Below are 23,867 nucleotides of genomic sequence, written 5' to 3'. Positions count from 1 at the left end.
CTGGCTGCAAACGAAATGGTAATTAAAAAGACTTTGACCGCCACAAACTTACAGATTATTGAATATATCGCCAAAAGTTATTGGGTCATTCAGATAAAGAAACTCGTAAAACTCATAAATGACAGAGCGTATATCCTCTGGTAGCCGGGCCATTGCAGCCCCGATTAATTCGTGGGAAATGTCCTTGTAAAACGTCTCTGCAATACCGCCCGTAATGGCCGCGATTGTATCGCTGTCTCCGCCGACCGAGACTGCCAGCCGGATAGCGCTTTCAAAATCATCGCTCTCCAAGAATGCGGTTATCGCTTGCGGGACTGTTACCTGGCAGGTTTCATCGAACTCATTTGTTACCCGTATTTCGTCACAAGAGGCCGATAAATCGTATTTATACTTTTCTTCGGCCAGATGCTTCAATTCTTTTTTCGTGGCCCCTCTTCGCGCTAAAAACATTAATTCAGCGACTGCCCGGGCCCCTTTCATCCCCTCCGGGTGGTTGTGTGTTACGCCCGTAACCATATCGGAAGCAGTGTAAACAGAATCAAGCGAGCTGAAATAACACCCGACCGGGCTTATCCGCATGGCCGCCCCGTTCCCGAAGCTGTTATACGGCTTCGGGAATGGCTCAGGCGATGCAATCCATCTTGAGAACTGAGCCCCGTAACTTTCATTCGGGTAACGCAAGCACCAATCTTTGAGAATACCTGCGAAACGCTCTCCGCTGGTTACGCCTTTCTGGCTTGACTGTATAATCCATTCCGCGACTGCAGTTGTGCAAACCGTATCATCGGTAAAGGTGCTTTCAGGGGTAAATAATTCAAAGTCGGTTTCCCTGTAATTGTTAAATTCAAAACGCGACCCAACAATGTCGCCAATAATAGCTCCAATCATTTTATTATCTATTTTTCTTTGATTAAGCATTAATATTACCCACGTCTTTGCGGTTTGCGGTAAACTAATTCCTGTTTGATAGTACAATAGTCATTTGAGAATTTCGCTCCGCCACTGATGCCGGCCTCCCATAGCTTTCGCACCGTACATCCGATTTGTTCTTCTGAAAAATGGTCGTAAATAGCCGCTAAACTGAAAAAATAAAAATCGCGTTTCCCGTCAACGGGCTTCTTCAATCGCAGGTGGTAAATCTTTGTCTCACTCATTGCTGTTGTTTTTAGAATAGCAAATATATTGGCGTTGTCTGATGAATGCAAACCTTCAGTTGCATTACTCCGTTGCCGGGCAAGATGAAACCAAAATGCAAGGATAGCCAGCGAAGCAGGTACGCCAAAAGCAGAAAGCCCGCCAATCAATAAAAGAAAATCAATCATTTTTAAAGGATTAAAAAACGCCCGAGAATTTCCCGGGCGAGGTTGGTTAAAATTCCGTTTACTTCACTCGGTTTAGCAATTCACCGCTGATTTCGTGCATTTCCCGAGCTCTTACCGGGTCGGCTGTCCGGGCATGAGCAGTTATTGCTTGCGTAAGTTTCCAGAGCGAGGGCCCGCCTGTCACACCGTCCTCGGGCTTGTTATTCATTATCAGTGTTTCCACTTCTTCCCGGTCTGGTTTTGTGAGAGCCCCCCGGGAGACAAGGTTTTTCAGTTCCTTTTCAAAATCCACATTCATTTCGCTGGCTTTCTGAATTTCGATTGCTTTTGCCATAAATGCATCTTTTGAAAATAGCCCCCTTGTAAGGTCATTTACGGCCGATACGGTGGTTTGTGTATCCAGCTCGTATGTTCGCTCGCTAAGAGCCAGATTGTCCGGTAATTTGGCCCCTAAATGCACCTGCTTCATTACTGATTCGCGCACCATGCCATTGAGACAAGCGCCGTTCAGCATGAAAGACCGCATATCCACAGCCCCATCCCCATAGTCTGAGGTGCTGAATCGGGCCCCCATAAATATTACCACGTCCCCATTCTGTTTCGTGGGCACCGTTATCGGGGTCGGGAGGATTGTCTCGGCCCAAACTTTCGTATCACTCATGTATGCATCGGCCATTAAAGCCCCCTGTTGAAGCGCCTCTTGCATAAAGGCCATTAGGATTACTGAGCTGTTTATCCGGCGATAGCTGTCAGATAAAACCGCCCTCACTTCGTTACCCACTGACCGCACTAATACCCGGTTTTTATGGCTGTTTAAACTGTGTTCATTCAATACAGTTGCGGCCAGTTTGCGTTCCCAATCAGAGCCCTTAGAAAGCCCTTTCAGGTATCGCACCGGCACGCCCATTTTTTCGGCCAGTTGCCCTGTTGCGTTATCATGCAATGAGAATTCACCAGATGGCAGATTAACCAAGAGTTTTTCCTCCCCGGCGAAAGTCATTGCCGGGGCCGTATTCTGGTTCCTTGCCCCTATAGGAACAATAAAATCTTGTGCCATTTTCTGTTCACTAATTAAACGCTGCATTGTATTTTCAACGTTCATCCGGTTGCGCTCAATCATGTTTTGCACCTTGTTAATTACCACTTGATTCAGACCCTCTTGTGCGGTCATTGCTTCGTTTTTCACAGTCAAAGCTTCCATAATTTTTAATATTTAAGTGTATACCAATTAAATGTTAAACAGTTTCGTAATCGATGCCAACTCTATCGGCTTCGCGCTCAATTATGCGGTTCAAGATGCGGTCGGCGTCTGCATCCTCCAGCCACCAGCAAAAAGAGAGAGCTTTTGAATATTCCGGGTTTTCCAAATATTCCCTTCGGATTTTAGCATACTCCGCCTCTGTTGACCTCTGACAAACCACTTTTGCAATTTTAGACGGTTTTAAATAATTCTCTTGGGTTTTGGCTTTGTAAAACACTGCAATAGTCTTCATATCAATTAGTTTTATGTTGTTTGACGGTTACAAACATAGCGCGCTATTTTAAAAATAACAAGCAAAAACACAAAAAAAAGTGCTTATATCATAAACATTTTGTAGATTTTCAATAAATTTGAAACTGAAATCAAAAAAATAAATCACTATGAAACAGGCAATTTTAGCATTCCTGAAAACCAAAATGCCAGGGGTTCAGGCTGCCTATCTGGATGGGGTTGCAGACCGGTACAGCAAAATCATTACAGAAGAGGGGCAGATTGAAACCGTTTTAAACGACGGGGTCATTGATGTTTTGACTTTTTCCGCCAAACATGCACAAGCCGAGGGAGACCGCCGGGCGCAAGATGCAATCAGGGGGTATGAAAACAAATACAATCTGAAGGACGGCGAGAAAATTAACACTGAGCCGAAAAAATCTGAACAGCCAAAACAAGATGAAGATGTTCCTGAATGGGCTAAGACTCTTATTGATACCAATAAGGAGCTGGCCGCAAGGATTGAGGCTTTTGAAAAGGAAAAGGAAACGAAAACCAAAGAGCAGGCCGCCGCGAAGGCTTTTAATTCTTCCGAAAAGCTGGCCGGACTCCATGAAGATTTGAAAAAATCTTGGCTTTCGCGCATTGACCCTGAAAAAGACCTCACAGAGCAGATTCAGTCCTTGGAGAAAGAGGCCGAAATCATTTCGCAGTTATCAACAGCGAAGCAGGCCGGCAAAGGTTTAGAGGTTGGAGGCCGTGTTGAGGGCACTGTTTCAGAAGATGAAGCTAAAAGTTTAATCGAAAAAATGTAGTGACGCATGGCACAAGTAACATTAAACAGAACGCAGACCGTTGATACCACCAACGACAACGTGGTTATTGCGGAAGCGATTGAATTTATCCGGGGTGGGCGCACACTTGATGTTACCGGATGGGATAAAGAAACCATTCCCGCCGGGCACCCGATTATTTATGACGCCGGGGAGTATAAACCTATTGCATTATCAGTTGACGAGGTAACGGGTGAAGTAACCATTGACGAAACCAACGCCGCAAAGGTGGTTGGTATTCTTGGAGGTACACTTTTAACCACCGACCCCCGGGCTTCTATCGTGGTGCGTGGCACCGTGAACCCGGAGGCGGCTGTTTATTCCATTCCCGCATCGGTACAGGATGCATTGCCTTTGATTCGTTTCGAGGCTGACTAATTGTTGAACGCTTAAAAGATTAAAAGAATGCAATTACAATCACTTTTCCCCGAGTATGTAAAAAAATACTTCTCGGCCATTGTGACGAAAGTCATTGAGACGGTAAACGGGGCAAAAAACGCGCCTGTTTACCTGTTTAAAACCATGCTTTCCGAAGAGTACTCCACCGACCTGAAGTGGTCGAGCTTGTCTCTGAATGGTAGCATTGTTGCCGCCGATGTTGTGGCAATGGATTCCCCGCTCCCGCTTAAAAAGCGCGATTCTATTAAGAAAGCCGAGGGGGATATCCCCAAGCTTGGTTTGAAACTGTATTTGTCAGAAAAGCAGCTTTCCGACCTGGATATTCTTGTTGCCCGAGGGGGCCGCGAGGCTGATGTTGTGGCAAAGCTGTTCGGTGACGCCAAGAAAGCGATTACCGGTATCGAAGAGCGCTTGGAATTTATGTTCCTGCAAGCTCTGAGTTCCGGCGTAACCTCCATTACCAGCGAAAACAACGCCGGTATTGGTGTTCGCATTGATTATGGCATTCCAGACGAGAATAAGGTAAAAGTTGCAACAGTCTGGTCTGATGCTATCAATGCTACGCCGCTTGACGACATCGAAAAAATTGTGGAGGCGGGCTCCCCTAAAGGGCACGTTTTTACAAAAATTCTGATGGACAGGGCTACTTTCAACAACTTCAAGAAAACCGCACAGGTTAAAGAGCGCAACGCGACAGCTCTTGGGCTGGCAGTGACCAGCGCAACCAAGCCGCCTGTTCCGACGCTTACTCAGGTTAACGAATTCTTGTTAGAGGATTACAACCTGATTATTCAAGTCGTTGACCGGGCCGTTCAGATTGAGAAAAACGGCAAGCGAACAGCTGTCAAACCTTGGACTGAGGGGGCTGTTACGTTCATTACCACCGAGCAAATCGGTAGCCTGTTTTATGGCTCACTGGCAGAGGAAAACCACCCTGTCGAAAATGTGGCTTACGAAAAGGCGACCAATTATACGTTGGTGTCGAAGTATCACAAGAACGACCCCTTGCGCGAATATACCAGCGCACAGGCAAATGTTCTTCCAGTTCTAAACGGCGTGGATGCTATCTACATTCTTGATACCAAAAACGCAGCCGCTTAAAAATTAGCATGAAATGACAGTAAAGGAAGCATTGACGGGCCTATCCGGGTATCCAATCCCGGGGGCGGCCCTTGAAAACATAGCCAGCAAACGGGGGCTTGATTTGGGGGTCTCGGTTAATACAGAAACCAGAACGTCGAGCGCTTTTCGTTTGTCAGAGGCGGATGTCCTAATGTGGCTAAGTATGGCCCCAAGTATTTCTGAGGAAGGCGTAAATATCAGTTTGTCAGAAGTGGAAAAGAGGCGTTTTAAAGATATGGCAAACATTATCTATCAGGAGTTGGGGGACAGTGCATACCAGCCTAATATCCGCCAAGTTTTCAGCTATGAGGGGGATGATGTATGAGTTTAGTGAATGGTTACATACTTGGGTTGTTAAACAGCGGGGCGGGAATTGACCAGAACGGCGACCCCGCCCCTTTGTCTTCCGGTTGGAGCGACCCGATACCGGCAAATATCAGAGCAAACACTCGGAACACAACAGGAACTTACACCGGGGGCCGATTCACAGTCGCAAAATATACAGCGATAATTGACGGTCTCGAGTTTCCATACACCCGGGTAAGATTAAAGACAGACGCCGGGGAAGAGCTGGGAGAGTTTGATGTTCAGAACGCGGAGAAACTAACATTCGTGAACCGCACGAAAATTACCGTTTGATATGGGAATTAAGTCGCTCACACCGAGAAAGCACATAGAACAGTACACCGTTCAGCAATTACGGCGGATTGAATTATCCGTCGTCAATACCTTAATGTATATCGGCGAGCAGTGTATCAATGAAGCTAAGAATAACGGGGCTTACACTGACCAAACAGGGAACCTCAGAAGTTCAATCGGGTATGTGGTTTTGCACAACGGGCGGGTGGTTTCGACAATGAAGTTCGAGCAAGTGAAGCAGGGCGGTAAGGGCCTGAAAAATGGTAAAAAATTCATCAATGAGCTGATAGGTCAATACAGCAAGGGTTTTGCCTTAATAGTGGTTGCCGGCATGGATTACGCCGCTTATGTGGAAGCGCGCGGACTTAATGTTTTGGCTTCGTCTGAGCTGAAAGCCGCAGATGTTACCCCTAAACTAATGAAGAAACTCGGATTCAAATGAAGAAAACAGGAAGCGCCATAGAGCAGGATTTTTACGACATTCTCAGGAGCTCACAGCTCCCGGGCGTTATCAATGGAACCATTTACAAACAGGGAATGCGACCGCTTGACGCCAAGACCGAGGACGCCGTTATCGCGTTTGTCTCTGGCATTGACGGACAGATTCAGTCGGGCGTGGTGGTTGTTAATGTTTACGTTCCTGATGTTGTGTATGATGGCCGCGCTTACAGAAATTCGGCCCGGTGCCGGGAGATTGAAACCGCGCTTAATGAAATCATCGGAAGCATAAACACCCCAATGTATGATTGTTCGCTAAACGATATGATTCAGACCTTTAAGGAAGAGGGCTTGGGACAGCACTTCGTAAATGCAAAGTTAAATTTCAGATTAATAACCGATTAAATATTTTGGATTATGTCACTAATAATGTCGTGGTCGAAATGTACCATTGAAATAGGAAAAACCGGGGCCGCCGATGCAATGGCTACCACTCTTCAAAGCATAGGCACTATTGCCGACCGTTCAACTTCGCTGGAATCCGCCGACGGGGAGGTTTTGGAAATGAAAGCTACCGGGGGCGTTACTGTTGCGAAAGAACAGAGCGAGGGCGAAATCACTCTTACAACCCGCATTATTGAGCCCGATTTTGCATTCTTGGCGACACTCATTGACGCAACACACGATGATGTTGAAGATAAGTTAACCGTGAAATCGCAAATTGTGAATGACCCGTATTCTGTGAAATTGACGCCTAAGAACACAGGCGCCACCGGGCTGGAAATTCGCAAGGCAAGCGTGACCTATAAAGATGGTTACAGCGAGGAAGAGGGGCATTACGCAGATGTAATATTTACCATTCTGGCTTGTGCCGACGGTGAACTTTACACAAAATTTAAAAAGGCATAAGGTATGACGATTGAGAGTAAAACTTCAAAAACCATACTTGAAGAGCCCACAGAATACACTATTCAGGGGGTGGCTATTAAGGCCGCCCCTCCCTCTACCGCAACACTGATAAAAATTTCCGAACTGGTTAGCAAAATGCCTTCTGTGAACAGCAATGTTGAACAGATGGTGTATGAAGTGTTGAGAGTGGCTCGGGATTGCAGGATTGTAGGCAAAATAGCCGCATATCTTTTATTGGGGGTAACAGGTGTTCAAGTTGTTAGTGAAAGGTCTTTTTTTGGCCTTTTTTCATATAAAAAAAAGATAACAGCAGACGAGCTGGCCGATATGCTTTTGCAAGAACCGCCCTCGGTGCTTTCTCAAATCATTGTTGAGCGCCTTAATTCGATGGAGGTCGCTGATTTTTTCGGAATTACCACTTCCCTCGCGGAGGTAAACATTCTCAGACAGACAAAAAGAAAAGCGGAGGAAGTGGTTTAAAAAATGACAGTATTTGGGCCATTATTGCCGGGGTTGCAAAGAATTATTCCCTGTCCTTTGATTACGTCCTATACCGCATGAGTTATGCAAACATGATTCTTTACAGTTCGGTAATTCCGAGTTACGACGATTTAAAGGAAAGCAATAAAAACAAATCAGGGGATCGCCCAAAATACGATGAAAGACTGGACGCAAACAATCCGGAAAACTTTAAATCAGAATCAGACCGAGAGGTCGTCAAACAATAATCAATATGCCAGCAGATAACGGGAGAATGTGGTACGGCGTGGGTTTGGATGACAGACAGTTTCAAACCACGGCCAGACGTGTAAACAGTCAGTTCTCAAAAATAGGAAACGTGGCCGAAAAAGAGGGGAACCGGATTGACAGCGCTTTCAGGAAGATAGGGGCCGGCATGGCTGTTTATTTTGGGGGTTCGCAGCTATTTTCATACGCGAAACAGATTGCAAACGTAAGGGGTGAATTTCAGCAACTTGAAGTTTCATTTAAAACAATGCTTAAAAGCAAGAGCAAGGCCGACGCACTGATGGCCGATATTGTTAGCATGGCCGCAAACACGCCATTTCAGTTGAAAGAAGTTGCAGCCGGGGCAAAATCATTGCTGGCATACGGTGAATCGGCAGACAGCACGACCGCAACACTGACAAAACTCGGGGATATTGCTTCCGGGCTTTCCATTCCTTTAAATGATATTGTTTACCTATACGGTACGACTATGACCCAAGGACGCCTCTATACACAAGATTTAAACCAGTTTACCGGGCGCGGTATTCCAATGATTAAAGAGCTTGCGAAGCAATTCGGGGTTGCTGAAAGCGAGGTGAAAGGGCTGGTTGAGGCTGGAAAGGTTGGTTTCCCGGAGGTGCAAAAGGTAATTAACTCTCTAACTCAAGAGGGGGGGATGTTCGCTGGCCTGATGTCCTCGCAAATGGAAACAATACCCGGGTTAATTAGCAACCTCGGGGACGCCTTTGATAGAATGTTTAACGACATCGGCAAGAATAACGAGGGGGTAATAACCGGGGCCATTAAGGGGGCGAAATTCCTTGTTGAGAATTACGAGGACGTATGGAATATCCTGAAAGTTATTATTGCCACATACGGCACATATAAGGCAGCCGTAATTTCATTTGCAGCCGTTCAAAAGGCGTCGATGGCGGCAAGCAATATAAAAGCATGGTTTGAGCTGGCAAGAGGCATAAAAACAGCCAAGGACGCACAAGTAGCCTTCAATTTGGTATCAAAAGCAAATCCACTTCTTTTGCTATCCTCTGTTATTGCGGGCGTGGTTACGGCTCTGGTCGTCTTTAAAAAAGAAACGAACGCCGCCGCCGAGGCCGCCGCCAAGATGTCGGAAAATATCGACCGGGAAACTGACCAGCTGGACGCCACATTTGAGGCCCTTAAAAAGACCAAGGAGGGCACCATTGAGCGCCGAAAGGCCATTGAGCAGATAAACACAAAGTACGGCGATTATCTGGATAATATGCTCACAGAGAAAACCACCGCGGAGGAACTGGCAGCCGCTTACCGAGATGTGAAAGATGCAATTGTAGAGGCGTCACTGGAAAAGGCAAAAGGGGAATTTCTGAAATCGCCACAGGAAGACCTTGAAGATGCAAACGAGAAATTCTATAAAGAGATTGCCAACATGGCAAAAGAGATTGCTGGGGCTGACCAGCGCGGGCGCTTTCAATCTTACATTGACCAGATAGCGCAAGAGGTGAAGAAAACCGGACAATTCTCAATGTGGGACGTTGAGGATGCTTTCCGGGCCGCGCAAGCGAAAAACAAATATCAGACAATAGACGATTGGCGCAAGGCATTTCGGGCCGGGGATGAAGAGCGAATGAGTTATGACGAGATTTTCAAACGCGTCGGGGGATTGGATTTAAGAGGCATTGAAACGGCGGGAACTGCATTTGCCAGGCAAGCAAAAGACCTAATGAATGCCAGGTCTGAATTTGATAAATACGCAAAAGGGTACCTATCAACGCTGGAAGATGACGAACAGACCAAAAACAACAAAAAAACAGAAACGCCGGAACTCCAAAACATTAACGAGGAAATTGAAAACACCCGGGCAAATATAAATAGACTGAAAACAGACATCAGGAAACTTCGCACCGGGGAGACTGAATCAGCCGATTATGCAGGCGATATTGAGGAAAAATCGAAGTCTCTTAAAGAGGCAGAGAAACGCCTTGAACTCTTAATTGGCGAGCGGGAAGAAAAGGTAAATAATGACCTTGAGAAGCTAAAACAGAGCATAAGCGAGCAGTCTGAACAGATGCAATTTGATATCGAACAGGCGCGCATAGATGCAATGAAAGACGGTATCGACAAAACGCTTGCACAAAACGAACTGAACTATAAAAAGGAACTTTATCAATTAAAAAAACACCGCGAAGAGCGGAAAAAAGAGCTGGAAAAGGCCGGAATGAGTGAAGAGACCACATCTTATTACTCAGATATGGAAAAAGCCGCCTTTGAGGCTTTTCAGCGTGCTAATGCGGAGGCGGTCAAACAGGAGCAGGAAAAGAATGAAAAACTTCTTTTAGAGTATGAAACACTCTTGCAAAAGCGGGAGCGATTAAAAAATGAATACGAAGAGAAGCGAACCGAATTAAAAGAAGCGGGCGCTACATCTGAACACCTATGGGAACTTGACCGGCAAAGGGATGAAGCGTTGGCAGATATTGACAACCAGATAGCGCAACGCGAGGCATCCTTCATCGTGTGGACTGAACAACTGGCAAACATGGGATTAAAACAGCTCAGGGACGCTCTGGAAGCTGCCGAAGCAACGCTGTCAAACACTGAAAGCAAACTGACAGACAAAGAGCGGGCTATACTCAGAGCCAAGATTGAGGAACTGGAAAAACGTCTGGAAATAGCAGAGGCCCGGGATAAAACGAAGGGTTCATCGGACGGCTCAAACGCCAAGTGGAAAGACACTTTGGAGGTAATGAATGAGGTTCAGGAAGCAACCCAAAACATTATTTCATCTTTTGACGGCATGGATGATGCCACAAAAACGGCCCTTTCGGCGGCTATGAATATTTCCGCAGGGGTTATTGGCATGATAACAGGCATTCAGACGCTATCAACAGCCGCCGCAGAGAGTATAAAAGCAGTTGAGCGGGCCTCTGTAATTCTTGCAATTGTTGGCGCCGCTGTTCAGGTAATGACCGCGATTTTTAAAGTCTTCGACCACTCAAAAGCGGAAGAGGAACACCAAAAAGCGATGCAAGAGCTGATGGAGCGCCGCATTAAGCAGCAACACGAATACAATATGTTGTTGCTTGAACAGAAACTACTGATGGAAGAGGCCGCAAGTATTTTCGGGGAAGACGTTATTTCTAAGGCTAAAAACTCTGTGGAAACATACCGGGACGCGATGGAGCTTTACCGGGAAACCATTAAGGGTACGCGAACAGACGCGGAGGAATGGATACGTGAAAAATACGGCGGTTGGGGTTACAACTGGATAAAAGACCATCCAGTTGTAAATGCTATGAGAGAGGCGAAGCAGGCACAGTACGACGCAGGCATTGGGGCACTGTCAGATATTGAGGTTGTGACAGGAAGCAAGACGGTTCGTTCCGGGTTTCTTGGACTTGGAAAGAAACAAAAGGACGTTTACTCCGGGATACTATCAGTTTACCCGGATTTAATAGACGCAGAGAATCGCCTAAATCTTGAGCGTGCTAAAGCTATTGTCTCGACTGAGAAGATGAGAGACGCTGACAAAGAACTGTTACAATCGATGATTGACCTTGAAGAGCAGGCCCGAGAAGCGGAAGAGGCTTTAAATGATTATTTACAGGAAACTTTCGGGGCGTTGGGAGATGGCATTATGGATTCAATTACCGAGGCAATTTCCGCCGGGACTGATGCTTGGGAAGACTTCGGGCAAGCCGGAGCCGAGGTGCTGGAAAAGCTGGGAAAACAGATTGCTTACACGCTCTTTTTCTCTGAATCATTTAAACAGTTGGAAAACGACCTGAAAAAGGTTTATCAACAGACCGGGAAGAGCGACAAAGAGATAGCGGAAGAATCCGGGGCGCTGGTTGAGCAGTTTTACAATGGGATAGGTTCACAGATGGAAGCTGCACAGGGTTTTTTAGAGGGATGGGATAAACAGTTTGAAAGCCTTGATTTGTGGGATGGTGCCAGACGGGAGGGTGCCTCAAAAGGTTTCGGTGCAATGACCCAAGATAGTGCAGATGAATTGAATGGGCGCTTTACGGCAATACAGGCGCACACATACGCAATTAACGAGGGCGTTAGGGCTCTGGTAGTCAACAGCGACGCTTCATTGTCTTATTTATCCGGCATTGAGCAAAATACGCGCCGGCTGGCACGTATTGAAACCTCACTGGATGAAATGAACACAAAGGGTTTAAAACTTAAGGCATGATTAACGGGAATTTTTTTCTGAATTATCAGAATGCATACGATTATTTCGGGGTTTTGATAGCCGACGGGGGGTATAAAGGTTTCTTTTCCCCTCCCCGGCTAAAAGCTATTGAAATGAATGATTGGCCAGAAGAGGATGGCATTGAGCCAGACCTCGAGGCACCGGCTTTTGATGGACGAACATTTGATGTCGATTTTCTCTGTGTTGACCCCGCTAAGTTGGATGCTTTCTTCAACAACTTAATTGCGCCCGGGTATCAACACTTTGAACTGTCAGAATTGGGCGTATCATTTGCTCTCCGGTATACCGGACAAAAGAAAACAAAACGATTTAAGGCTGGCGAGGTGTTCTCATTATCATTCGCAGAGGATGCACCGCTGGACGATTATGATTATGCTGCCCCGGCACCTGTTTCATATACAACACAGAGCTATACTCTCGACGGGGTGAATCTTTCGACCGGATACGGAGTGCTTGTTGGTGGCGACACAGACGATGAATTCCGAAAGAGAGCGGAAGCAAAAAGCAACTTATCGGTAAACACAAAAGCCAGTGACGGCATTACATACGATACCGGAATAATGAAACTAAAGAGCCGGGACGCCAACGCAACAATGCTTTTCAGGGTGCCAACAACAGCTGTTTTCTGGCAGAATTACCGCGCTTTTCTTTACGACCTTAAAAGACCTGGCGAAAGATTTTTTTCGGGCCCCTTTGGCGCTTATTCATGTTTTTACAGGAGCGGAGATATTAAACGCTTTGAAAAGCTGGCTGGGGGCGGCGTATGGTGTGAATTAAAAATGAAATTTACTATTCTTTAAATACTAAATGGCATGATAACGCTATTTTACGACGGGACGAGTAGAGATATTACACCACTTGATACAAGCTATCGGTATCGGTCGATAATGGGCGAGAATACACTCACATTGATTTTTGAGGCCGAGGAATACATCGAGATACCGGTTGGGGCTTATTGCGAGTTCGAGGGGCAAACATATACACTTCTAAAACCTGAGAACTTCAAGAAACAAGGCACCAGAAAATATAATTACACGCTTACGCTTGAAGGGCCACAAGGGGTTCTCAGAAAATATAAAATGCGGGATAAAGTGGATAAGCAGCTAAAATTCTCACTGACTGCAAAACCGCATGAACACTTGCAATTACTTATCGACAATCTGAACGAGCGAGAAACCGGGTGGGCGGTTGGTGAATATATAGACGCCCCGGAAAAGGTTATTTCATACAACCATACCTCACTGGATTCAGCGCTTCAACAAATAGCGGAAGCATTCGACACAGAATGGGAAATACAGGGCCAGACAATCCACCTCCGTAAAGTTGAGTATAATAAAACGAACCCTTTGGCACTGTCTTATGGAAAAGGTAATGGGTTCCGCCCCGGGGTTGGGCGGGCCAATACGGACGAGACGAGCGCCATTGAGATTTTATTTGTTCAGGGCGGCGAAAGGAATATTAATTGGAGCCAATACGGGAGCCGGGAATTAAGACTACCAAAAAGCGCTTCAATGACCTTTGAGGGGCGCCAATACATCACAGACGCCGCCGGGCTATCAGTCAGGCGCGGGGATAAAGCACTGACCACCGCAACGGAGGACAGTCTGGATTGTTCTCACATTTACCCCTCCCGGGTGGGTGAGGTTTCCGGGGTTGAGGCCGTCAACCCGGATAATAACGCATACGATTTTTTTGATTCCTCAATACCGGAAGATTTGGACTTCAAAGCCTGTTTGATTGCCGGGCAAAGTCTGACAGTGAAGTTTGAAACGGGAATTTTGGCAGGGCGTGAATTTGACGTTGACTATAAACATGCTGAAAGACGCTTTTTATTAATCGCTCAGGATGTGGACGGGGTGACGATGCCAAACGAGACTTTTAAACCGGCCATTGGTGACAAATATGCTGTTTTCGGTATGCAAATGCCAGAGCCATATATCTGTGATGACACAACTCAGACAGGGGCCAGTTGGGATATGTTTCGGGAAGCCGTGAAATATCTTTACGAACATGAAAATCCTCGCTTCTCCTTCTCCGGGGAATTAGACGGGATATGGGCCAAGCAAAACTGGCTGAATGTTGGTGGTAAAATCGTATTGGGCGGGTATGTTAATTTTTCTGACCCGGATTTTCAACCAAATGGAATAAACATTCGCATTGTTGGCATTCGGGACGCCGTAAACAACCCTTATTCACCGGTTATTGAGTTATCCAACGCCCCTGCGGGGGTCAGTATTGCCAGCGAATTAAAAAAAATAAAGCAAAACGAGGTTGTTGTTGACGATAAGGTCGGCGAGGTTTACGCTTATGCAAAACGCCGTTACCGGGAAACTTTGGAAACGGTGGAAATGTTGGAGGGGGCGGTTTCCGGCTTCTCAGACGGGGTTTCGCCTCTGTCTGTTCAGACCATGTCCTTGATTGTGGGAAGCGAGGCCCTGCAATTTCGTTTCGTTGATAGCGCGGAGGACCCGGCTGGCATATCGCATTCAGTGACCTTTGACCCGGCGACCAAGATAATGACCGCCGCCGCCGGAATCATTCAACACATGACTATCGGAATAACCACCCTGAAAGCAGGGGGGCACGAAACGACAGAGTACAGCTTTTGGGATGTTGCGGCTTTTGATTCTCCACCACTGACAGACCCGGCAAAGAAATACTATCTGTACATCAAGGCCAGCAAAGCAGAAAGTACAGCCGTTTTTTATCTGAGCGAGACGCCTATTAAAATGGAAGAGCTCGCCGGGTATTATCATTTTCTTGTTGGGTTTCTCAACAGCGAAATTGAAGGGGAACGGTCGTTTGCAAGAATGCATGGTTTTACGGAAATACTCCCCGGCCGGATTAGTGCATCTAAAATACACGCCGATACAGTTGAAGTAACAGAAGTTCTTGCTGAACAGGTGTATGCCACAGGGGTTCAGATTGACGGCAATCTACTGGTGAAAAAAACTGTTGATGCAGAAAAAATAGACGTAACAGGGCTTTTCGCGGATGAAATAACAGCAACGAACTTTAATCTTGGGCGCGGTAAAGTTGGCGGTTTCGACGTTGATTCGGTTTTAAAGAGCGAAAACGATCAGGGCCAAGGCATTTTTATTGACCCTCAAGAACGTTTAATCACCATAGAAGATAAAGCCGAAGGAGCCGGTATTTCAGCGGTAAGAATGCGAGGTGGAGCCTTAACTCCGCAGGCCGAAATAGATGGAGCTGCATCGGGAACTTATGAGACAAGTGTTATATCTGCACCCTACGATATTTATAGAAATAGCAACGAGCTAAGAGCCGGGGTTTTTAAAACCTTATATTTCGGGAAATACAGTGCATCACAGGGCCTTGTTAAAGATACAGAACCTGCCGGGACGGAAAGATACGATATGGTGGCAGAAAAAAATTATGCAGCCGACTTTCGTTTCTTATTATCTATTGTACATAGTGGAGATACAAGGTTAGACAAGCTTGATAAATTACAAGGGAATCTTTCTGTTTCCGTTACGTCAAAATTGACTGGAGTCAGGGCTGATGGAACTAAAAGAACTTTAGTGCCTGCAAGAACACAGACAATAGAGATTGAGCGTAGTGACCAACAGCTTTTGACAACGCACCCTATTACCCGGAAGTCGAATTTTTCAAATCCAGATTGCATTGCTTCTTTTTGGGAAGTGACTCTCAATTTTTTGGGGGATTTAACTTATCAGGAAAGATACAAAGACTGGCCATTTGGCGAGTATTGGAATACAAATACCGGGTTGGATATTCATTTTGAAGTTGCGGTAAACAAGGCTCACAGCTTTTATCCTTCATTGGGAGTTACCGAATTGACCACATCCGGATTTCAAACAATATGGGCACAGAATAGGTATTTTCGCATTGACGGGGAAGCCGACGGGGTTGATGATATATTCATGGCTTCGGCGGGCACATGGCACCACAACGGAGAATTTGTCCTTAACGGGGCTGAAATTGTTACTCTGGACAATGTTAGTTCTGCTATTGAAAGCGACCTTTCCGCTTATGCGACTAAGCAATATGTTCAAGACGGGTTCTTACTGAAAAGTGCAGCAGATGATTTTGCAAAACTCAGTCAGGACAATGTATTTCAAGGCAACGTAACAATTCAGGGGAATATTATCCAGCAAGGTTCAGCTTATGAAACACACGCCGAGCAGGTATATACTACTAAAGACTTTATTATTCAGCGTGAAGGAGCCGTATCAGCTATTGCTACCGGAGCAATCGCCGGTTCAAAAATCTTGAAAGCCGACGGCACCAACAACGTCATATTCGGCACAGGCCCGGACGCTGTGGCCCGCATTGGATGGGAAAACGACATATTGCAAGCTATCGCAACTCGTGAAGACAATCCTATTTCAAACGGAATTGCTGTTTGGAATTCTGCTAATTCACGGTTTGAAACACCGCTTTCAACAAGTCAATTCCTTCGTTCTGATGTGGATGATGAGGCTACTGGATTAATAACATTTAATGACGTGTTTACAGTAAAATCAGATAGTCAAGCACCTGAAGTTAAATTTTTAGACGAAGATGATGGGGATAATTTTTCTTGGGCATTCGCAAGAGCTTCTGATCGCTTTGATTTAGAAATTAACGGAGTTGATACTCATTCTTTTTTAAAAAACGGCAACGTAGGCATAGGCACAACATCACCTTCAGAAAAATTAGTTACAAAAGGAAATGGTTTATTCCAAAATGAAGATGGTAATATTAATGTATCAGTAGAAGATACAAGATACTCACCGAATAAGCATAAATCTAAATTATTTCCAGCTACATTACATTTTAGCAGATGGAGTGGTGGAAGTGCTCAAAATAACTGGACTATATCAAATCATAATGATACCCTTCAAATAAAATTTGGTCAATTTGATAACGGTGATTTTGATTCAATTGGAGTTGAAAAAATCATATTCAATAAAGATGGTGATATAATAGTATCGAGGAAGGGCTTATTCGGTTCTGATATATCAACTTCTTCAACCTTTATCAGTGGTTTCGCTGGTTCAGGCTGGAAATTAGACGCAGCAACAAATCATTTAACAGTTGATAATTTAACTGTTAGAAATCAGATGGATGTTTACGAATTGGTTATTAATAAAATACGTGCTACAAATGGCAGTTTGTGGGTTAGTGATGCTTTAAAAATAACAGCGACTCAATTAGTTGATAGTGGTGCAAGATATAGACTATTTTTTGATAATGACAGTTCAAATAAAACGGCACCTTTTTCACTATATGATATTGTTAAGGCTCAAAATTTTGATGGGCGAAATGTTAAAGTGTTTGTTGGCAAAATAGACAGATTTGATAGTGGTGTACCTGTTGTTTATCCGCTTGAAGGTACACCGTGGGATGGGATGGAGATTGTCCGCATTGGTAACACTTCAGACACTAACAGACAGGGAGCAATATATTTAACTTCAAGTGATTCAGGCGCACCTTATATTGATGTTTTGGATGGTGTTGATAGTCATATAACAACCAAACCCCGAAATATTAGATATATTCGTGACTGGTTGAATGGTTCAACCTCTAATACTGGAAACCATTGGGTTGAAATACAAGCCTATAAAAGCGGTGTTAATGTTGCTTTAAATAAAGATATTATTCTTAGTGATGGTGTAAGGGTAACAGGTACAACCGTAACAGATGGAAATACCGCTTCAGTTCCTTATCTCTCACATAACGGAGGTTTAAAGGCTTATATTACAGTTGATTTAGGTAGTATTCAAACTATTGATTCAATTAAAGTTTGGCACTATTATTCAGATGGAAGAACATACCACAACACCAAGACAGAGGTAAGTGAAGACGGTGTAAACTGGTACACTATTTTTGATAGTTCAGTTGATGGCGAATACACTGAAACAAGCGCAGGAAAAGAACATATTTTAGGTGTTGGAAAAAATAAAATGCGAATCGGAAAACTTTCAGGTATTGCCAATCAATCAGGTTATGGAATATGGGGAAGCCGTAACGGTAATGATACCGATTTTGTAATTTCCTCTGATGGATATGCTAAAATAGCAGGGTGGAATTTTGATGATAAAATACTTTACACCGCAAAATTTGGTTCTGGTTCTTCTGGTATTGAATTTAATTCTGATGTTGCTGGTGGTTCAAGGTTATTAATTCATAAAGATTCAAGTAATTATGTAAACATATTTAATTTTGGCTCAAATTGGGGTATCGATGGAAAAAATAACGGTGTTTCAATTTTTAAATTAGGCAGCACAAACCAAATTGCAGGTTGGGGATTCAACAATGAATCAATATATAAAGATTTAGGAACAACTAAATTAAGTTTAGGTGATTCATATTATTGGGGTTCAGCTTGGGTTGGTTTGCAAGTTGGTAAAGATACAAACAACCGCATTTGGATTGGTTCTGATGGTACAGATTATTCTATTTCATCACTTCAAGGAGGTTCATATAATTTCCAGCTTGGTTCTAATGTTAACCAAATAGCAGGTGTAAACTTTGACACTTCAAGGCTATGGACTACAAACTGGGAATTAAAGGCAGATGGAACTGCAACGTTTACTAAGGGTAATATAGGGGGTTTTACAATAGATTCAGACTCTCTGTCAACAACTGGTGTTAATGGTAAGATATTAGTGGAACAAGATGGAGGAAGATTCTTACGAATTAATGAAAGTACGTCCGCACCTGTGTTGTATGTAAGGTCAGATAATGGAGATGGCATCAGAATATATACTGAAGGGTATAGCGGTGTAGGATTATCCGGAGTCGGGCAAACAGGTTCGACATTGGTTGACTTGTATGGGAATATGAATTTCACCGCGCGTTCGTCTGAAAGTATTAATTTCAATGGAGAGGTTAATCTGGAGCACTCTTCAATAGGCCGATTAATATTAAATCCATATAAAAGTAGTTACATCTCTGCATCTTCAACTTACCCAACAACAATAGACACAAGCAAGTATGGCAGCGCATTAGTAAGATACTACAACGGTAGTGGTTATATCACATTAACAGACGGAGTAGACGGTCAAATATTTGTCGTTGTGGCTATTGATGATAGTCGTTCAGTTTATGTTGGTAATACTATTCACGGTGATTGGTATGGCCTTGGCGGTGGTAGTATTTTGGTACTTATGTGGGTTTCAAGCCTATATAATTCAACTAAAAGTGGATGGATTAGAGTAAGCGCGGTTGATAATAACTGGTAATATCAAATCACAATAATTTAATAATATCATGACAACACCAAAGAACGAAAAAGGCATCACAAATGCCGATTTATTCAGATTGAAAAACGCTATTCAGAGCGTAAAAGAAAAAGGGAGTAATAAGTTTAAACTGCCTTTAATCCTCAATGAAATGAAAATTGATGAACATTTGAAAGCCTTGGAAGAGCTTCGCAAGCCCTCTGAAAAGTTCCAGGAATACGAACAAAAACGCCGGGAACTAATACTCAAGCACGCCGAACTGGATGAAAAAGGGGAAATTAAACTTTACACACAAGAAGGCGGTAACGGGCAAAGAGCACGCGACTATGGATTTCCCAATATCGTCAAAAACAAAAAGGAATTTGACGAAAAAAACAAAGCCTTGCAGGAGGAATACAAAGAGGCAATCGAAAAGCAAAAAAAAGCTTCCGAGGAGTTTGAAAAAACACTTTCAGAACAGGCTGATATTGAACTGAAAACAATTGCTTTTGAGGATTTTCCGGAAATGAGTTACGATGAAATGAAGGGGTTGTTGACAATTTTGGAAAGTTAAAGCGCGTAGAGGAAGACAGTTTTAAGCCCGGTTATCATTGACCGGGTTTTTTGTATATTCAAAATGCTTATATAATAAGCACTAATTTTTTACCTTTATACCCGCACAACCAAAGTTAAATTCATACACCCCTGAAAATAAAAATTTACATGAAAGAAAAAGTGAGATGAAAGGAACAGAATTTAAGTATTTTTTCTCAGTGTCCGGGGGCTTTATGGCCTTTATTGTGCCGACGCTCGAACACGCCGCAATTTGCAGCTTTGCTATTGTGATAGATGTTATTACCGCTTATCGATTAAGCAGACGGGTAAAGCGCAAGAATCCGGGTGCCAATGATGGAAAATTTAAAAGCTCATACGCCCGGCGTGTTTTCGACAACATGATAAAGATTTACATTTTAATTCTTCTTGCCCATGCTATCGACATTCGGCTGCTTGTAATGTTCGATGGTCTATACCTGTCTAATTACGTTGCCGCAATTTTTACATTCATTCAGGCATGGTCGATATTGGAAAATGAAAGCTCAATGAACGATGCAAAATGGGCTCGCCTATTACAGAAGATAATGGTCAATAAAGCCGAAAGGCACTTCAATGTTGATATGTCAGAATTTAAACACTTAGACGATGAAGAAAAAACAGGATTATCCGTTAAGTAGGCATTTCTATTTTCACGAAATGATTGAGGGTTCATTAATGAGCCCCGAGGGGCACGCTATGAATTGGGTACACATTGACGAATGCGATGAAATGGCCCTAAAAAAGTTTTGCGCTCGAATGGAAGTTGTACGCGCTGACATCAATGCGAAATTCATGTCTGATTTGGGTTTTGACCAAATTCCCCTGATAGTTTCAAGTGGGTGGAGATGTCGGGCGTGGGAGTTGCACCGGGGGCGAAGTGGAAACAGCCAACATACAATTGCAGCAATGGACGTTTATCCGGGTAACTGTTCAAAGGCTCTGAGCGATAAAATAATGTTATACATGGAAAAGAAGTATTTCCCCCGGGCGACAGGCTGGCAGGGCGGTTTTGCTATACAGAGGCCAACGGCAAAAAGAACGGGTTTTGCTCACTTTGACGGACGCCCCAAAGTTGCGCGGTGGTGGTATTAATCTATAAACATTAAAAATTAAAGCTATGAAGGTAACTTGGCATCAACTTTCGTTTTTTGGAAAGGTACTCCTATTCTTAGTTGGTTTTGGATTTGGATTGGCTTCCGGGCTGAGAATTTCTGAGAATGAAACGAATACCGGGAACAGTGTAAATGTAGAAGTTAATGGAAAGGTAAAAAGAGGCTCAGACGTCAATATTCAGTTGGAGAGCCAACAGGAGCAAGAGCAGGAAGCGAAAGAGCGACGCAAATGGTGGCAAATTTTTTGATTTAAGGCGGGGAAATAGTACCTTTGACCTGTCTTTGTAACGGTAAGGATTTGCCATAAAAGCACATTTACACACACTTTTGCACACAAAAAAGAGGCCTCAAACGTGGAAGCCTCTTTTTTTACTCCTCCCTTTTCACATCCGCTATAAAATCAAGAACTTTACGGTTTGCTTCATCTACCTTTTTCCTTTCGAAATCTATGTAAATATCTGTTACCGTATTCCCACCATGTCCAAGTGAGGCCGCGATTGTTTCCTTACTTATATCCAACCCGGCGGCAATCGTAGCCCATGAATGCCTCGCATAGTATGACGAGAGGGCCGGCGCTTTAATATGCTCCCCGATAGTTTTCAAACGTTTATCAATCATTTTTGTAAAACTCCGGTATTGTTTGTAATGTTCCCCCCACCGTAAAAGGCGCTTTTCTCCGGGGTATTTTTCAATCAGGGCCATTGCCTCGGGTAAAACCTCAATCGAATAAAATCGCCCGGTTTTCTCCCGGTGGTATTCAATCCGGCCCTCGTGGGTTATACCAGACAGGGCCAGCAAATCGACCGTATTGATTCCAATAAGGTAAAACATAAGCATAAAAGCATCGGCGGCGACCTGTTCTTTTTCGGGCCAGTGTGTGTCCCGAATCTCTGCTATTTGTTCCGGGGTCAGTGACCGCTTTGCGGTAACTTGCTTTTTTATCTTAAACTTCCGGAATGGGTAAGCACTCAGAGGAACAAGGTCGTGGTTTATTGCATCATTGAAAATAGCGCGAATATTCCTTAAGTGAACGCCCCGGCCATTTACCGATGGGGTTGTGGTCATTAAATACCGTTCGAAACCTTTCAGCCATGCAAGATTCATTTTTGAGAAAGACAGGGTTTCAATGTCCGTATACTCTTTTACCCGGGTCAGAGTTGCCTCGTATTTTTCCCGTGTTGATTCTTTTATCTTTTCAGCAAGGAATTTTTCGAAATGGTCTCGGAAGAGATATTCCCCCGGTTCCGGCTCCACCTCTTCCGGCTGGTCTGAATTATGGTTTTCTATTGCTTTTTTCAGGTCTGCCTTGTTCATCCCCCGCAACTCCCCGGAGGTTGTGAGTGACAAAATAAGGTTTTCTACCTCTGAAAGTTTCTGTTTAACAATCATGTTCAGAAATCGTTTTTGCGGGTGGTTTACCACCTTGCCAGCTTCCCATTGTTCTTTCTCTAAATAAACTTTTAAATTAACTTGAAACGACCCCCGGTGGGAGACGTTTAATTTCAGCGGATAGGTTTTATCCTTTCGCTCTTTCCTCGTATCAAGATACACTCTAACGGATGCCATTTTCTAAAAAATGTAATTGCATGAAAATTGCATAGATTTTGCCCCAAAAATTCTCAAATTATCACTTTTTGTCCCCAAAACAGCTTTCAAAAGGCCACAAGCGGGCATGAAAAAAGCCTTAATAATCGCTATTTTCATGCTGATTATCAAGGCTTTCTGTGTTGTCGGGATGGCGAGATTCGAACTCGCGACCCCACGCCCCCCAGACGTGTACTCTAACCGGGCTGAGCTACATCCCGAAAATGATATCTTTTTAAGACGGTGCAAATATAAACAAAATAGAGGTTCCTGCAACCCGGGAATACAAAAAATGTAGCTTTCAGCAAATGGAATTATCGCGATTTAGCATGTGTGATAGTTTGTTTACAGAAAAAATAGTACTGTCTTTGTTTATTCGTTATTTTTGTGCATTGTAAAAATGTTACGATTAAATGAGAGCAAAGAATAGCGAATGGACCGAAAAAGGATTGTTAAGCGAAATATCCGATGGGAAGGAATCGGCCTTTCGTTATTTGTTTGATACCTACTACCAGGTTTTGGTAGCCTTTGCCAACAGGTATGTTGAGGACCTGGATTCTTCAAGAAATATTGTTCAGGATGTTTTTGTCGGTTTATACGACAAAAGGGAAATTATTAATATCCATACTTCACTGAAAGCTCACCTGTACCAATCCGTCCGAAACCGGGCATTGAATCATCTTAAGCGTGAGAAAATGCAGCGCGAACACCACGGAAGAATGCAGCGTGAATTGAATGAACGTACCGATTTTGATGAAACCTGGGCAATAAGTGAGTTGGAAGGAAGAATCGCTAAGGTGGTAAACGATCTTCCCTCGCAATGTCGAAAAATATTTGTAATGAGTCGTCAGGACGGAATCCCTAATTCCGATATTGCTGAACAACTTTCTATTTCCAAACGTACTGTCGAAACACAGATTAGCAAAGCATTAAAAAGAATCAGGGAAGACCTTAAAGCACATGGATATCTTACACTTTTTACTTTGATTATTGGATGGTTCGTGATGTTATTTTGAATCAGTCTAAAATAAATATTTTATACGTGTAAGCGTTAAGTTATTTGTCTTATAGAGTGCATGGGGAAGCTTGTGGTTATTAACCATTAAAACCAAAAGAAATGGAATTTTTGCTACAAATGTTCGCAGATTTTCTTGGTACACCAGATGCCGTGGAAAAAAATGCAAAGACCGAAAAGGTTAAAGAAAAGGAAATAAACACCAAAGCTGCTCCCGTTGGAGAAGAAATAAATGAAAAAGAGCCGGTTATATTCGGACTAATGCAGTTTCATTAAAAACGTTAGTCGCTTTTA

General features: G+C 43.8%; 23 protein-coding genes and 1 tRNA gene. 18 read left to right on the top strand and 6 right to left on the bottom strand.

The window, feature by feature from the left end; genetic code table 11:
* Positions 1-48: 48 nt before the first annotated feature.
* From ATH1_RS0100545 to ATH1_RS0100530, 4 genes are read right to left on the bottom strand one after another with little or no spacing between them, the layout of a single operon-like run.
* A complete protein-coding gene (locus ATH1_RS0100545; protein WP_010416091.1) occupies positions 49-888 on the bottom strand; it encodes an ADP-ribosylglycohydrolase family protein in 840 nt (279 codons plus the stop codon).
* Between the two features lie 35 nt (positions 889-923).
* The gene (locus ATH1_RS20250) at positions 924-1,322 is read right to left on the bottom strand and encodes a hypothetical protein (protein ID WP_010416089.1); all 399 of its coding nucleotides are present in this window, start codon (positions 1,320-1,322) and stop codon (positions 924-926) included.
* A 58-nt stretch (positions 1,323-1,380) separates the two neighbouring features.
* Positions 1,381-2,523: a hypothetical protein gene (locus ATH1_RS0100535; RefSeq protein WP_010416086.1), complete on the bottom strand. Its 1,143-nt coding sequence runs from the start codon at positions 2,521-2,523 to the stop codon at positions 1,381-1,383.
* A 34-nt stretch (positions 2,524-2,557) separates the two neighbouring features.
* Complete coding sequence (locus tag ATH1_RS0100530) at positions 2,558-2,815, bottom strand: hypothetical protein (protein WP_010416084.1); 258 nt, start codon at positions 2,813-2,815, stop codon at positions 2,558-2,560.
* Positions 2,816-2,963: 148 nt separating this feature from the next.
* Here ATH1_RS0100530 and ATH1_RS0100525 point away from each other — a divergent pair, with 148 nt between their 5' ends.
* From ATH1_RS0100525 to ATH1_RS0100445, 16 genes are all read left to right on the top strand, one after another.
* Complete coding sequence (locus ATH1_RS0100525; protein ID WP_010416082.1) at positions 2,964-3,608, top strand: hypothetical protein; 645 nt, start codon at positions 2,964-2,966, stop codon at positions 3,606-3,608.
* A 6-nt stretch (positions 3,609-3,614) separates the two neighbouring features.
* Entirely contained in the window at positions 3,615-4,004 is a 390-nt protein-coding gene (locus ATH1_RS0100520) for a hypothetical protein (protein WP_010416079.1), read from the top strand.
* A 27-nt stretch (positions 4,005-4,031) separates the two neighbouring features.
* On the top strand, positions 4,032-5,126 hold the full coding sequence (locus ATH1_RS0100515; RefSeq protein ID WP_010416076.1) for a major capsid protein: 1,095 nt from the start codon (positions 4,032-4,034) through the stop codon (positions 5,124-5,126).
* Positions 5,127-5,139: 13 nt separating this feature from the next.
* Positions 5,140-5,472 carry a hypothetical protein gene (locus tag ATH1_RS0100510; protein ID WP_010416073.1) on the top strand — a complete coding sequence of 111 codons (333 nt, stop codon included), beginning with the start codon at positions 5,140-5,142 and terminating at the stop codon, positions 5,470-5,472.
* Entirely contained in the window at positions 5,469-5,786 is a 318-nt protein-coding gene (locus ATH1_RS0100505; protein WP_010416070.1) for a hypothetical protein, read from the top strand. The genes ATH1_RS0100510 and ATH1_RS0100505 overlap by 4 nt, the downstream gene beginning before the upstream one ends.
* A gap of 1 nt (position 5,787) precedes the next feature.
* Complete coding sequence (locus ATH1_RS0100500; RefSeq protein ID WP_010416067.1) at positions 5,788-6,228, top strand: hypothetical protein; 441 nt, start codon at positions 5,788-5,790, stop codon at positions 6,226-6,228.
* Entirely contained in the window at positions 6,225-6,629 is a 405-nt protein-coding gene (locus ATH1_RS0100495; RefSeq protein WP_010416064.1) for a hypothetical protein, read from the top strand. The genes ATH1_RS0100500 and ATH1_RS0100495 overlap by 4 nt, the downstream gene beginning before the upstream one ends.
* A gap of 12 nt (positions 6,630-6,641) precedes the next feature.
* Complete coding sequence (locus ATH1_RS0100490; RefSeq protein ID WP_139035159.1) at positions 6,642-7,133, top strand: hypothetical protein; 492 nt, start codon at positions 6,642-6,644, stop codon at positions 7,131-7,133.
* 3 nt (positions 7,134-7,136) lie between these two features.
* The gene (locus tag ATH1_RS0100485) at positions 7,137-7,613 is read left to right on the top strand and encodes a hypothetical protein (RefSeq protein WP_010416060.1); all 477 of its coding nucleotides are present in this window, start codon (positions 7,137-7,139) and stop codon (positions 7,611-7,613) included.
* 253 nt (positions 7,614-7,866) lie between these two features.
* Positions 7,867-12,057 carry a tape measure protein gene (locus tag ATH1_RS0100475; RefSeq protein WP_010416054.1) on the top strand — a complete coding sequence of 1,397 codons (4,191 nt, stop codon included), beginning with the start codon at positions 7,867-7,869 and terminating at the stop codon, positions 12,055-12,057.
* Positions 12,054-12,878 carry a hypothetical protein gene (locus tag ATH1_RS0100470; RefSeq protein WP_010416051.1) on the top strand — a complete coding sequence of 275 codons (825 nt, stop codon included), beginning with the start codon at positions 12,054-12,056 and terminating at the stop codon, positions 12,876-12,878. The genes ATH1_RS0100475 and ATH1_RS0100470 overlap by 4 nt, the downstream gene beginning before the upstream one ends.
* 12 nt (positions 12,879-12,890) lie before the next feature.
* Positions 12,891-19,289: a discoidin domain-containing protein gene (locus ATH1_RS19980; RefSeq protein WP_139035158.1), complete on the top strand. Its 6,399-nt coding sequence runs from the start codon at positions 12,891-12,893 to the stop codon at positions 19,287-19,289.
* A 28-nt stretch (positions 19,290-19,317) separates the two neighbouring features.
* A complete protein-coding gene (locus ATH1_RS0100460) occupies positions 19,318-19,842 on the top strand; it encodes a hypothetical protein (RefSeq protein ID WP_010416044.1) in 525 nt (174 codons plus the stop codon).
* A 166-nt stretch (positions 19,843-20,008) separates the two neighbouring features.
* Complete coding sequence (locus ATH1_RS0100455) at positions 20,009-20,500, top strand: phage holin family protein (protein WP_010416041.1); 492 nt, start codon at positions 20,009-20,011, stop codon at positions 20,498-20,500.
* Positions 20,469-20,954, top strand: coding sequence for a hypothetical protein (locus tag ATH1_RS0100450; protein ID WP_010416038.1), 486 nt, complete (start codon positions 20,469-20,471; stop codon positions 20,952-20,954). The genes ATH1_RS0100455 and ATH1_RS0100450 overlap by 32 nt, the downstream gene beginning before the upstream one ends.
* Positions 20,955-20,979: 25 nt before the next feature.
* Positions 20,980-21,222 (top strand): hypothetical protein, encoded by a 243-nt coding sequence (locus ATH1_RS0100445; protein WP_010416036.1) that lies wholly within the window; start codon positions 20,980-20,982, stop codon positions 21,220-21,222.
* A 121-nt stretch (positions 21,223-21,343) separates the two neighbouring features.
* Here ATH1_RS0100445 and ATH1_RS0100440 read toward each other — a convergent pair whose 3' ends face one another.
* Together ATH1_RS0100440 and ATH1_RS0100430 are read right to left on the bottom strand one after the other, a co-directional pair.
* Positions 21,344-22,540: a site-specific integrase gene (locus ATH1_RS0100440; protein WP_010416033.1), complete on the bottom strand. Its 1,197-nt coding sequence runs from the start codon at positions 22,538-22,540 to the stop codon at positions 21,344-21,346.
* A gap of 164 nt (positions 22,541-22,704) precedes the next feature.
* A tRNA-Pro gene (locus ATH1_RS0100430) sits at positions 22,705-22,779 on the bottom strand.
* Positions 22,780-22,971: 192 nt separating this feature from the next.
* On the opposite strand from ATH1_RS0100430, the gene ATH1_RS0100425 reads away from it, so the two are divergent.
* Together ATH1_RS0100425 and ATH1_RS21800 are read left to right on the top strand one after the other, a co-directional pair.
* Positions 22,972-23,574 carry an RNA polymerase sigma-70 factor gene (locus ATH1_RS0100425; protein WP_010416030.1) on the top strand — a complete coding sequence of 201 codons (603 nt, stop codon included), beginning with the start codon at positions 22,972-22,974 and terminating at the stop codon, positions 23,572-23,574.
* Positions 23,575-23,675: 101 nt separating this feature from the next.
* Positions 23,676-23,849, top strand: coding sequence for a hypothetical protein (locus ATH1_RS21800; RefSeq protein ID WP_010416028.1), 174 nt, complete (start codon positions 23,676-23,678; stop codon positions 23,847-23,849).
* Positions 23,850-23,867 lie beyond the last annotated feature (18 nt).

Source organism: Anaerophaga thermohalophila DSM 12881, from assembly GCF_000191885.1.
Classification (GTDB): Bacteria; Bacteroidota; Bacteroidia; order Bacteroidales; family Marinilabiliaceae; genus Anaerophaga; species Anaerophaga thermohalophila.
Note: the sequence above shows the minus strand (reverse complement) of the source record. Positions and strands in the feature narration are given on the sequence as shown.